This is a genomic window from Gemmatimonas sp. (assembly GCF_041689975.1).
Taxonomy (GTDB): Bacteria; Gemmatimonadota; Gemmatimonadetes; order Gemmatimonadales; family Gemmatimonadaceae; genus Gemmatimonas.
In genome coordinates, this window is record NZ_JBDNFF010000137.1 from 1 (window position 1) to 11,662 (window position 11,662).

Here is an 11,662-nt window from a genome sequence, read left to right on the forward strand (position 1 = left end):
GCGAAGTGGATCCTCGAGCTCGATCGCGGCAAAGGCGTGCCGTACGAGGGCAATTACTCCGGCTGGCTGGAGCAGAAGCAGGCGCGCATGGCGGTCGAAGAAAAGCATGCGAGCACGCGTCAGAAAACGTTGCAGCGCGAGCTCGAGTGGGTGCGCATGTCGCCGCGCGCGCGCCAGGCCAAGAACAAGGCCCGCTTGGCCGCCTACGAAGACCTGGCGAGCGAAGCGCAGCAGGATCGCGCGATGCAGAACGAAATCGTGATTCCGCCGGCCCCGCGCCTAGGTAACGACGTCGTGATCTCGAAGGGGCTGAAAAAGTCGTACGGCGACAAGTTGCTGTTCGACAATCTGTCGTTCGACTTGCCGCGTGCGGGTATCGTGGGCATCATCGGCCCCAACGGTGCCGGTAAGACCACGCTGTTCCGCATGATCAACGGTCTCGAGATGCCCGACGGTGGTCAGCTCAAGATCGGCGAGACGGTCCAGATTTCGTATCAGGATCAGTCGCGCACGCTCGAAGGCAAGCGCACGCTCTGGGAAGAAATCTCCGGCGGTCGCGAATCGCTCACGGTGGGCAAGCGTGAACTGAACTCACGCGCGTACGCGGCGAGCTTCAACTTCCGCGGCGCCGATCAGCAGAAGCTGGTGGCGAATCTGTCGGGTGGTGAGCGCAATCGGTTGCATCTGGCGAAAACGGTGATGCAGGGTGGCAATCTGCTGTTGCTCGACGAACCGACGAACGATCTCGACATCGATACGCTGCGCGCGCTGGAAGACGCGGTGCTCGATTTCTCGGGCTGCGCGGTGATCATTTCCCATGATCGCTGGTTCCTGGATCGTGTGGCGACGCACATTTTGGCGTTCGAGGGGGATTCGGAGACGATGTGGTTTGAGGGGAATTACGGCGCGTACATCGAAGACTTGAAACGGCGCAAGGGACCGGATGCGGATATGCCGACGCGCATCAAGTACAAGAAGTTGGTGCGGTCGTAACGCGCGCTGTTTGCTGGATCGTGGTACGCGGGGGCTGGGGCGGCCGAGGGTGTCCCACTCGCCGCTTCCTGCGCGTGGGGTTGGGCGTGGTGGCTCGACGAGGAAGTCGCGGCCCCCGCGCAGAGGCGGCTTTGGGACACCCTCGGCCGCGCCAGCCTTGGGCGGGGAGGGCGATCGGGCGGGGCGCGGTTACGGACGGTGGGGCGGGTAGCGCGGGACCACGAACAGCGCGAGTGCGCCGACGGTGGCTGCGACCCCGCAAGTCACCCCGCAAGTCACCGGGCAAGTCCCCTCACCCGTCACCCCACCGGTGGCGGTGCGACTCCGGATGATTGACGTCGCAAGTGAGCCGAGAATACGCCGTCCGATATATTTTGGAAGCTCGCTCAAGCCGGCGCCGCTGTAGACCTCAGGCATCACGACCGGAGGCGACCACGATGAATTGCCGCGAGCACATTTGGATCGATGCCGAGCGGATGCATGGGACCCTGTGCTTGCGGGACACACGCGTCCCAGTGTTCGCCATTCTCGATAGTTTGGTCGATGGTGAAATTGTCGACTCGATCCTGGCGAATTATGCGGGCCTGCGTCCGGTGCATGTCCACGCAGCGTTGGCGTTCGCGGCTGAGTTGGCGCGCGAGCGCATCCTTCCGATTCCGGCGTAACCGTGCGGGTCAAGCTCGACGAGAAATCTGCGCCATGCCTCGCGTGCGCGCCTGCTCGCCTTGGGCTAAGACGTGCACGACATGTATGACGAGCACCTGGACGGTGCGGTCGTAACGCTGTTTACCGCCTGACTCCGTTCATTAACTTTCGGCATGCCACCGAACGACATCGTGACACGTTTCAATCTCTACGGTCTCACCCGCGCCGAACTGCAGCAGCAGCTCGTCCTCTGGGCCATCAAGCCCGTGCACGCGGCCCGGCTCTGGAAGTATCTGTACATCGAGCTCGCGTCATCGCTGGACGAAATGCCGGAGCTGTTGCCCAAGCTGGCCGAACGACTGCGGGCAGAGGCCACGCTTGGCGTGCTCCCGACCGCACTCGAGACCGCGTCCAGCGATGGATTTACGCGCAAGTATCTGTTATCGCTCGCCGACGCTGAGCGCATTGAGACGGTGCTGATGCGTTTCACTGGCCGCGTGACGGCCTGCGTGAGTTCGCAGGTGGGCTGTGCCATGGGGTGTGTGTTTTGTGCGACGGGGCAAATGGGCTACACGCGTCATCTCACGCCGGGCGAGATCGTGGCACAAGTGGTGCACGTGGCGCGTGTGTTACGCCACGAGGAGCCCAAGGGAGCGACCAAGCGCGCCACGCGAGATGTGCTCGGCACCCGTCTGCGCAATGTGGTGTTGATGGGGATGGGTGAGCCGCTCCACAACTACGATGCGGTGATGCACGCCGTTGACATTATGCTCGACCCGAGTGGGCTATCGCTGGCGGCGGAGCGCATCACGCTCAGCACAGTGGGCGTCGTGCCCGGCATCCTTCGGCTCGCCGCTGAGCAGCGCCCAATACATCTGGCCGTTTCGCTGCACGCGGCCACGCAGGCCGCGCGCGCCGCGCTGGTGCCGGCCGCGCGCAAGTGGCCGCTCGATGAACTCATGGCGGCGTGCCGCACGTATAGCGAGATTACCGGGCGCCGCATTTTTTACGAGTGGACGCTCATCGAGGGGAAGAACGACAGCGAGGACCAGGCGCGCGCGGTGGGCGAACTGCTGCGCGGACTTCCGGCACATGTCAATCTCATTCCACTCAATCCGACCACCGGCTACGATGGCGCTCCCACGCACAGCGCTGCAGCCAACCGCTTTCGCGAGATTCTGCAACTGGAGTACGCGTTGCCGAGTACGATGCGGCAACGGCGCGGGATCGATATCGCGGCGGGGTGTGGGCAACTGGCGGTAGTCGCACAGTGATCGGATAGCCGATTGGTGCGGTCGTAACGCTGTTTCCTGGGTCGTGGTACGCGGGGGCTGGCGCGGCCGAGGGTGTCCCAGTCGCCGCTTGCTGCGCGTGGGGTCGGCGATGGGATGTGTCGATAAGTTCGTGGCGCTCACGCAGAGTCGGCTTCAAGACACCCTCGGCCGCGCCAGCCTCGGCGAAGTGATGACCTGCGTACGCAGATGGCGTCGCGGTCCGCACCGGTGCGGTCGCTGGCGAGGATTAGCTGGTATGACGTATTATCATACTTATGGAAGTGCTCATGCCCAAAGCTAAAGTCGCGATCACGCTCGATACGTTGACGCTCCGTCGCGTAGATCGTCTGGTCCGTGACGCTCGCTATCCCAACCGAAGTCAGGCGATCGAAGCCGCGATCGACGCGCACTTGGACCGCCTCGAGCACCGCCGACTGATCGAAGAGTGCGCCAAGCTCGACCCCGCCGAAGAGGGCGCAATGGCGGAAGAAGGCTTCGCTGTGGATCTTGCCGAATGGCCGGAATACTGAGAGGCGAGATCCGCTGGGCGGAATTCAATCCGATCCGCGGCACTGAGCAGGGGAGTCTGCGGCCCGTACTGATTCTCAGTCACGACGTATTCAACGCGCGCTCGGGCACCGTCATCGCCGTCGCACTTTCCAGCCAACCGCAGCGCGCCAGCTTCCCTTTGACGCTCGAGCTGGCGAACCCGAAGCTCACGAAGCGCTCGTGGGTGAAGATCAGCCAGATTCGCACGCTCGCCACCAAACGCATTGGCAAGCGGATCGCACGTGCGACCCCCGAGGAAATCGCTCAGGTGATGGAAGGTCTGAACGAGATTCTCGGCGCTTAGCGGAGGGCTGCACCCGAACGCTGGAGACCATGACACGCACCCCGATCGTCGTCTGCTTTTGTCCGGCCGCGGCCACCTCGTCTCTTTCGGCGCAGTCTCGCGAAGCGCAACCCGCAGCACAGCCTGATGCAAAACTGCAGGCGGTAGGTGCGCTGTTTGCCGCGTATGAGTCACCGGGTTCTCCCGGCTGCGCGGTCAGCGTGACACGTGGGAGGGCCGTCTTATTCCAAGGCGGATACGGACTCGCCGACATCGAACAGGGCGTCGCCATCACACCACGCACGGCGTTTTATGCGGCGTCGGTCTCGAAACAGTTCACGGCCGCATCGATTGCGCTGCTGGTGCTGCGCGGGCAACTCTCGCTCGGTGCGAACGTGCGGGACTTCGTGCCCGAGCTGCCGGACTACGGCACCCCGATCACCGTGCGCCACCTGTTGCATCATACCAGCGGCCTGCGCGACTACCTCTCCCTGCTGCCGATCGCGGGCTGGCCGGAGGACGTGCTGCTGAGTGAAGGCGACTTTCTCGCGTTGGTGAGTCGGCAGAAGGGGCTCAACTTCGCGCCCGGTAGCAAACATCTCTACAGCAATACCGGCTACGCCCTGCTCTCGCTCATCGTCCGGAAGGTCGCGGGTCATCCGCTCTGGGAGTTTGCGGCGAAAGATTTTTTACGCCGCTCGGGATGACGAGCACCGTGTTTCGCGACAACCCCACCACTCCCGTGCCTCGGTGCGCGACAGCCTACGAACCACTCGCGAGTAGTGGGTTCCGCACGAGCCTGCCGGGATTCGATGCGGTCGGCGACGGTGGGCTGTTCACCACTGCAGAGGACCTGGAGAAATGGAATCCAACGGCACTTGACGTCGCACTGAAAGCGCCGGGGCTCTCGTCGCTGATGATCGCGCGTGGGCGTCTCGCATCGGGAGACACACTCATCTACGCCACGGGACTGTGTTTCGATACCTATCGTGGACTCCCGATCGTGCGGCATGGTGGTACATACGCCGGCTATCGCGCCGAATTCGCCGTCGTTCCGTCGGCCGATATGACCATCGCGATTCTGTGCAATATCAGAACGGCCGAACCCCACGTTCTCAAGAATCGCATTCTCGATGTGTATCTCGGCGATCGACTCGCAACGCCGATTCCCGCGGCCGCAGCGGCCTCACTCCGTGTTCCGCGGCAGCCGGCAGGACCAAGTCTCCTGCAGGCGGTCGGAGATCTCCCCGGCATATACTTCTCCGAGGAGCTCGATGTCAGATGGACCATTTTGCGAGTAGCCACCAATGGCATCGCACTGCAGCTTCTGAGTCTTCCGCCGATGGCACTGGCCGCTCGTGACACCGCGGGCACCCGCTTCACGGTGATCGGCGCCCTGCCCGAGGTGCGATTCGAACGCGATGCATCCGGCAAGGTTACGGGCTTCATCCTCGACGTTGGCGATATCACCGGCATCCAGTTCAGGAAGTTCAAGTAGCCGTCCTTTTTCCGATGTGCGAAAGGGGCCCCGCTCACCATCTCATCGCCCACCACGTGTTGCTCATCTACGGCGCCAACGGGTACACCGGCCAGCTGATCGTCGAGGAGTGCGTGCGTCGCGGATTGCGGCCCGTACTCGCCGGCCGTCGGGCCGAGTCGCTTGCCCCGCTCGCCAAGCAGCACGGCCTCGACGTGCGCACTGCATCGCTCGATGATGCGGCGGCACTCGGCGCGATGCTGGCTGGCATCACGGTCGTCGTGCATGCAGCCGGTCCGTTCTTTCGCACCTCGGCGCCCATGGTGCACGCCTGCCTCGCCACGAAGGTGCACTACCTCGACATTACCGGCGAGATCACCGTGTTCGAAGCCTGTCGTGCGCGGCATGACGATGCGAAACAGGCAGGCATCGTGATCATGCCGGGTGTCGGGTTCGACGTGGTGCCGACGGACTGCCTGGCGGCGCGGCTTGCTGAACAGCTTCCGGGTGCACACCTGCTGGAGCTGGCGTTCGCCGGCGGTGGCGGGTTCAGTCGAGGCACGCTCAAAACGATGGTGCTCGGTTCCCCGCAGGGCGGCGCGATCCGGAAGGACGGGCGCATCACGAAGGTGCCGGCCGGATGGAAGTCGCAGTCGATTCCATTCCGCGACCGCCGGCGCAACGCGGTCACGATTCCGTGGGGTGACGTGTCCACGGCCTACTGGTCGACGAAAATTCCGAACATTTACACATATCTCGCGATGCCGCCGAGCGCGGTGTGGATGATGGGCGTCACGAAGCTCGCGAGCCCGCTGCTTTCGATGCCCTTCGTGCAGCGGTTCGTGGAATCGCAGATCGACCAGCGGGTGCGAGGCCCAAGCGCGAAGGTGCGCGCGAGTGCACGCATGCATCTGTGGGGACGCGTCACGCATGCGGATGGACGCACGGTTGAAGGCACGGCCGAGACACCGGAAGGATACCGGATGACCGCGATGGCGGCGGTGGAGAGTGCGCGTCGTGTGCTGGACGCCGCGCCGCCCGCCGGGTATCACACCCCGTCGTCCGCATTTGGCGCAGGTTTCCTCGAGTCGCTCCCGGAGTGCAACGTGGTACTCGGCGCGTGAATCCATTCTCGTCTCGCGCGGCGGAGGTCTCGCAGGCATGACAAGGTCGTGCTGACTACCGGGCCGGGGTCGCGAACCTGGGCACGATCTCTCCAGCTTCCGGCGCACGCTGGCGAGATTGCCTCGGTCGTGCCGAGCAACTTGAGCGTGGCGTCGGCACGGCGGCTGCTGCTCGACAGCGCGTTCATGCAGAAGCTCACAACGCCGCAGATGACGCCGATGCTGAAGGATTCGAAGACGCAGATGCTCGCGATTGGCCGTGCATTCGGCGCCGACAGCGCGGGCATGGGGAAGTGGGACGGCGACGCTCAGTAGTGTCGGATAGAAAACTCAAGCGGGGTCAGTCGAGTATGCGTCGCGGTGCCCCGGCGGAGGAAGATCGGCGGGGGGCCGCATTCGTCGCAGTGGCAACGGCGTTTCGCGAAGTGACGTTGGTGTCGACGCCGTCACTTGAAATCACGCGTTGGTCCGTGCCCGAGGCGTATCGGTTGATTCGCGTACCATACCGCTTCGTTACCGTAAACTGATCGAGGCTACTGGTGTTTTACAAATCGAATATCTCGGCTGCGCTCATCGATCGTGACGGCAAAACCAACAACGCGACCACTGCCGTCGCGTTGGAACTGTACCGAGCGCAGTCCACCGAGTGCGCCGGAGAAATCATCGCGCCCACGGTGCTGGAGTGGGATGTCGCCATGTCGACGTGAACGCACGATCAATTGTGTGCCGCGCACCTCAACCGGATAGGCGATGCCCAGTTCGTCGCTTTCGTAGGTTCCGGCAAATTCTGCAAGCGCGACGGGGGGCGTCGCGGCACGTTCGAGGAGGGGCGGAGGCGAAGACGTCGTGGGAAGCGCGACGGGAGCGACGCCGAGTGCATCGCCAAGGAAAATGTCGGCCAGCGCGAACGCCGCGCGTGACGCATTGACCGACGGCGTGTTTGCCAGCACCACAACACCCGCGCGTTGTTGTGGAAACTGCACCAGAAAGCTCGCAAACGCCGCCCAGGAGCCGCTGTGCGAGAGGGTCGGCGCGCTGCGATAGGTGCCATGGCTGATCCCAAAAGCGTACGGGATCTCGGAGCCGTTGGTCAATACGCCTCGTGTCCGCATGAGGGCCTTCGGTCCGCTGCCACCGACCCGCGCGTCGTCGAAGTTTATGAGCCATCGCGCCATGTCGTCCGCGCTACTCATGAGTGAACTTGACCCGAGCGCGGTCAGATTGTTGGTGACGCCGCGCCACGGACCGTTCGCGCCCACGCGACTGTAGCCAAGTGCGCGCTGCGGTACGATCAGCTGATGGTCGTCGCGGAAGACGGAATGCGTCATGCCGAGTGGACGGAAGATGTGGTCGTCCGTCCAAGTGCGAAACGATGTGCCCGTGACACGCTTCACCATCTCGGCCAGCAGATTGTAGCCCGTGTTCGAATATGTGTACTCGGAGCCCGGCGGAAAGTTGAGCGTCTTCTGTTGATATGCCATGGTGAGGATCTGATCGAACGAGATCACATCGTCGTAGCGCCAGCCGGCGAGTGTAAGCGTGCCAGGCCAGTCGCGCATCCCGCTGGTGTGGTGCACCAGGTGGTCAACCGTGATCGGCTGCGGCATCAGCTGCAGCTCCGGGATGTATTTTCGGATGTCGTCGCTGAGGGCCACCTTGCCTTGTTGCACCAGCATCGCTACGCCAAGTCCAGTGAACTGTTTCGAAAGCGACGCAACATCGAAGACCGTCGCTGGGGTGATCGGAATCTGATGTTCAAGATTCGCGAGTCCGTAGCCTTTGGTGAACACGACCTTGCCGTCGCGCACGACCGCCACGGCCAACCCTGGTGAGTCGCGGCCCGTGAATTCCGCGAACAGCGAGTCGGCGCGGCGCAGGTGGTCTGGTGACGGCTGCGCCTGGGCCATCGGCGCCGGCGCGCTTATCAAAACAAGGCCCGACGTGAACGCGAGAACGAGCGTAAGGGCCGCGGATACGATGGTGGAGCTCGCCATCAGGAGAATCGTAGAGGGGAAGGACGAGAAGCGATGGTCGAGTATCCCATCGCCAGCGCGACTGGTCAAGGCGTACCGCCAAGTGTCTCCCACGAGCGGAGACACATTCTCCTGTACCGTGGGAGGCTCGGGACAGGAACTTCGATCGCGGTCACGGTCAGCGCGCGCGGGGCGGCCCAGTGGCGGCGCGGGTGCAAAGGTGCGTCAGGATATGATCGACCCCGTGGCTGTCGTCGAATTCGATACCGTCGACGACTGACAGAGTTCAGTGTGGAGAAGGCAGCGGTGCACTTTCCCGAACGCAAGCGCGCAAAAGCGTGAACGCGCACCCCCGATCCACGAAACTCACCGGCCGGCGCGCCGCCGCTACACGAAGCGAATTGTTCTACCGTGTCCTATCCGGGCAGGCGTACGACGACGATCTTTTCGTCGTAGCGCATGAAGTCGCGGGGCACGAGGGTGCACCCGCCCATGCGATCCTCCAGAGGTATGTACCGTGAGCACGTTCGATCGACTTCTTGTAGTGACGACCCTACTGATCGCGCCCATGGCAACGATGTCCGCGCAGTCGGTGAGCGAAATCAAGTATGAGGCCAACGCGTCGCCGCTAGCCTTGCCTCCGTCGCTGCATTTCGGCGAAGTGACCGGCATCGATCTCGACCAGCGTCGCCACGTGTATGTGTTCACGCGTACGGGCGCGCGCAGCAGTGTGCATGACGGCGTGGCGTCGCAGCTGTTCGAGTTCGGACCCGACGGAAAATTCATTCGGGAGTTCGGCAAGGATCTCTATGGCTTTTCGTTTGCGCATACGGTGCGCGTCGATCCACAGGGCAACGTGTGGACCAGCGACGAAGGCACGAACATGATCGTGAAGTTCAACAACGCGGGCCGCGTACTGATGGTGCTTGGCCGACGTGACGAAGCGGTGGAAGAGCGAGCCGCGCACGTGCCCGGTGCACCAGAGCCTGCACCACGCTGGGGCGGATTCAATCGTCCCACCGACGTCGCGTGGGACAATGATGGCAACGTGTTCATTGCCGACGGCTACAACAACTCACGCGTCGTGAAGGTCGACAAGAATGGACGTTGGCTCAAGACGTGGGGTGAACGTGGCAAGGAGCCGGGGCAGTTCAACATCCTGCACACGATCGCGAACGACGCCAAGGGCAATATCTACGTCGGCGATCGCACCAATCGCCGTATTCAAGTATTCGACCCGAATGGCGCACTGCTGCGCGTCATGACGATCGATGTGCCCTACACCAAAGAGGTGAACGTCATGCTCGGCGCACAGCCGCGTGCCGGTGCGAACGGACTCGGCGCGTCAGGTGCACCGTGGGCGATCTGTATCACCAAAGGTCCGACACAGTATCTCTACAGCGCTGATGCGGTTCCTGGTCGCATCTACAAGCTCACGCTCGATGGTAAAGTGCTCGGCGTGATGGGCGACGCGGGTAAGCGCGTCGGTGAGTTCGGTTGGATTCACCAGATCGCGTGTCCGTCGGAGAACGAACTGTGGATCGGCGAGATTCTCAACTGGCGCGTGCAGAGACTCACGCTGTTTCCGAACAAAGACCAGCGGTAAGGCGCGCGGAGTGCTTTCGGTTGGATCGTGGTACGCGGGGGCTGGCGCGGCCGAGGTGCGTGATCGGGCAGCGCGGCGCTACGGCGCCTGCGTTCACGGCTTTCGATTTCGCAGTCGCTGCAGCGGCCCCTCGCGTACGTTGACGCAGCCAACGGCTTTCGCTCCGAGGACTCCGCGTGCGACATCTGCGCATGTTCATGGGCGTCGCATTTCTGCTCTCGGCGGCCACTACAAGCGCTTCCGCGCAGCACGTGCGCTCGCGCGTCGATGTGAACACGCTCACTCCGGATGCGCTCCGTGCCTATCGCACGTGGGAAGTCTTCCTTGGCACGCGAATAGGGAAGTTCTCGTCGGTGGCGGGTATGCCATCCACGTTGTGGTCGGCGGCGGAGCAACGGCGATGGCCGATGTACGAACTGGCCGGGTTCTATCTGCGCGACGACGCCGTGCCGGAGATTCTCGCGATTGATCCGGTAGGCGACACGTTTCGAATTACCACTACCCGTATGATCGCGCGCGTGCGCGGCGCGCGGTGGCGTTCACGGACTCACTGGCGCTCGCGTTCGGCGCGCCGCCGCTCGAGCCGCTTACCTACTACCTGTTACGCGACGTCGACGCCGTGTATCGCCTGTTGGGGCTCGAGTCGACGCTCAAGTTCGGCACCACCGGCACCGACTTCCCGACCGCCGCGCGCGCGTTGGCGACTACGCTGAAGGAGCGCCCCAACCTTTCGCTCGACTCCGTGCTGACGAAGGTGTACCCCAACCCAATCGTGTATGCCTCGGGCGCCGTGTTGACCGCGGTGGTACGCGACTGGCGGAAGCGCACGCTACGCTACGGCGCGCCCACGACTAAAGGTCGAGCGCGAACCGCAAACCTTCGTTGACCTGTTTCAACAACGCGGGCGACAATGTTCGTATGCGCTCGGTGAGCACGTCTCGATGCACGGTGAGAATCTGTGAAACGTTCACTACGGAGTCGCAATGAGGACAGGCCGTGGATATCAACGGTCTGTCGTACTCTTTGCTGCGGCATCTGAACGATTGTCTCGCAGCGCCATATCCTTTCCGATGGTGTAGCCCATGACTAACGCTGCACCGATCACAACCGCGAGGAATAGAACTATCGTTCGCTTCCTCGTGTTTGTCTTCTTGTCCAGGATCATCTAGCTCACCTCAGGTGGAACCGGAACGTGAATCGGGATCGGAAATACAGTATGTCGTGCGGTCCGCCGCAACGGGAGTCCGCTGGTTCACGTAGCCTACGTGCATGTGGAGGTGATCGACGACCAATCAGCTCGGATCGGTCGTGGACCTCGCGCGCTGCGGTCACGTGCTTCGCAAGGTCGCCCACATCGCCCGACTGTGCTCCGTGACAACACTGCTGGCCTTCGTCAGCTGTAGCAGCGCGGAGCTCACGTGCACGCTTGTCGGCGACCGGACGGGACTCACCGTCCAGCTCTCGGCGCCACCGGTCGGCGCGTTCACGGTCGAGGTGATCGTGTCGGCCTCCGCACCGGTCCCGTTTAACGTGTACGTCTGCGACGGCGGTATTCGTGTCGCTGCCGCTCTGAGCGGTCCGCCAGCTCAGCGCCTCTCCGCTACACCGTCAACGTTCGCAACAGCTGCGTTCCACTACGGCTCGCCGTGATGCGCGTGCCGTCGCGCATTTCCACGCAGAGCCGCGCCGAATCGAACGGAATGAGCGCCGCGACCGCGTCGAGGTTGACGGCGTGGGA

At 63.2% G+C, this 11,662-nt stretch carries 11 protein-coding genes and 1 pseudogene; 10 read left to right on the plus strand and 2 right to left on the minus strand.

Going from position 1 to position 11,662, the window contains the following annotated elements; translation table 11 throughout:
• The 8 genes and pseudogenes from ACESNG_RS09165 to ACESNG_RS09200 all read left to right on the plus strand — a co-directional run.
• The coding region (locus ACESNG_RS09165; RefSeq protein ID WP_373068664.1) for an ATP-binding cassette domain-containing protein at window positions 1-993 on the plus strand (993 nt) is incomplete at its 5' end.
• 437 nt (window positions 994-1,430) lie between these two features.
• Window positions 1,431-1,658, plus strand: coding sequence for a DUF433 domain-containing protein (locus ACESNG_RS09170; RefSeq protein WP_373064829.1), 228 nt, complete (start codon window positions 1,431-1,433; stop codon window positions 1,656-1,658).
• Between the two features lie 153 nt (window positions 1,659-1,811).
• Window positions 1,812-2,912 (plus strand): 23S rRNA (adenine(2503)-C(2))-methyltransferase RlmN, encoded by a 1,101-nt coding sequence (gene rlmN / locus ACESNG_RS09175; protein ID WP_373068666.1) that lies wholly within the window; start codon window positions 1,812-1,814, stop codon window positions 2,910-2,912.
• A 287-nt stretch (window positions 2,913-3,199) separates the two neighbouring features.
• On the plus strand, window positions 3,200-3,442 hold the full coding sequence (locus ACESNG_RS09180) for a ribbon-helix-helix domain-containing protein (protein ID WP_373068668.1): 243 nt from the start codon (window positions 3,200-3,202) through the stop codon (window positions 3,440-3,442).
• The gene (locus tag ACESNG_RS09185; protein WP_373064835.1) at window positions 3,427-3,765 is read left to right on the plus strand and encodes a type II toxin-antitoxin system PemK/MazF family toxin; all 339 of its coding nucleotides are present in this window, start codon (window positions 3,427-3,429) and stop codon (window positions 3,763-3,765) included. The genes ACESNG_RS09180 and ACESNG_RS09185 overlap by 16 nt, the downstream gene beginning before the upstream one ends.
• A 29-nt stretch (window positions 3,766-3,794) precedes the next feature.
• Window positions 3,795-5,242: pseudogene (locus ACESNG_RS09190) on the plus strand (serine hydrolase domain-containing protein).
• A 56-nt stretch (window positions 5,243-5,298) separates the two neighbouring features.
• Window positions 5,299-6,345 (plus strand): trans-acting enoyl reductase family protein, encoded by a 1,047-nt coding sequence (locus tag ACESNG_RS09195; RefSeq protein WP_373064837.1) that lies wholly within the window; start codon window positions 5,299-5,301, stop codon window positions 6,343-6,345.
• A gap of 129 nt (window positions 6,346-6,474) precedes the next feature.
• On the plus strand, window positions 6,475-6,660 hold the full coding sequence (locus ACESNG_RS09200; protein WP_373064839.1) for a hypothetical protein: 186 nt from the start codon (window positions 6,475-6,477) through the stop codon (window positions 6,658-6,660).
• A gap of 218 nt (window positions 6,661-6,878) precedes the next feature.
• Here ACESNG_RS09200 and ACESNG_RS09205 read toward each other — a convergent pair whose 3' ends face one another.
• The gene (locus ACESNG_RS09205; RefSeq protein WP_373064841.1) at window positions 6,879-8,339 is read right to left on the minus strand and encodes a serine hydrolase domain-containing protein; all 1,461 of its coding nucleotides are present in this window, start codon (window positions 8,337-8,339) and stop codon (window positions 6,879-6,881) included.
• Between the two features lie 547 nt (window positions 8,340-8,886).
• Between ACESNG_RS09205 and ACESNG_RS09210 the strand changes: the two genes are divergently transcribed.
• On the plus strand, window positions 8,887-9,924 hold the full coding sequence (locus ACESNG_RS09210) for a peptidyl-alpha-hydroxyglycine alpha-amidating lyase family protein (RefSeq protein WP_373068670.1): 1,038 nt from the start codon (window positions 8,887-8,889) through the stop codon (window positions 9,922-9,924).
• Window positions 9,925-10,456: 532 nt separating this feature from the next.
• Entirely contained in the window at window positions 10,457-10,810 is a 354-nt protein-coding gene (locus ACESNG_RS09215; RefSeq protein ID WP_373068672.1) for a hypothetical protein, read from the plus strand.
• Here ACESNG_RS09215 and ACESNG_RS09220 read toward each other — a convergent pair.
• A complete protein-coding gene (locus ACESNG_RS09220) occupies window positions 10,776-10,895 on the minus strand; it encodes a hypothetical protein (RefSeq protein WP_373068673.1) in 120 nt (39 codons plus the stop codon). The two genes, ACESNG_RS09215 and ACESNG_RS09220, sit on opposite strands and share 35 nt — an antisense overlap.
• Between the last annotated feature and the right edge of the window lie 767 nt (window positions 10,896-11,662).

Coding starts and splice junctions, on each gene's coding strand:
- ACESNG_RS09170 (WP_373064829.1), top strand. CDS start 1,431: ATGAATTGCCGCGAGCACATTTGGATCGATGCCGAGCGGATGCATGGG.
- rlmN (WP_373068666.1), top strand. CDS start 1,812: ATGCCACCGAACGACATCGTGACACGTTTCAATCTCTACGGTCTCACC.
- ACESNG_RS09180 (WP_373068668.1), top strand. CDS start 3,200: ATGCCCAAAGCTAAAGTCGCGATCACGCTCGATACGTTGACGCTCCGT.
- ACESNG_RS09185 (WP_373064835.1), top strand. CDS start 3,427: ATGGCCGGAATACTGAGAGGCGAGATCCGCTGGGCGGAATTCAATCCG.
- ACESNG_RS09205 (WP_373064841.1), bottom strand. CDS start 8,339: ATGGCGAGCTCCACCATCGTATCCGCGGCCCTTACGCTCGTTCTCGCG.
- ACESNG_RS09210 (WP_373068670.1), top strand. CDS start 8,887: ATGGCAACGATGTCCGCGCAGTCGGTGAGCGAAATCAAGTATGAGGCC.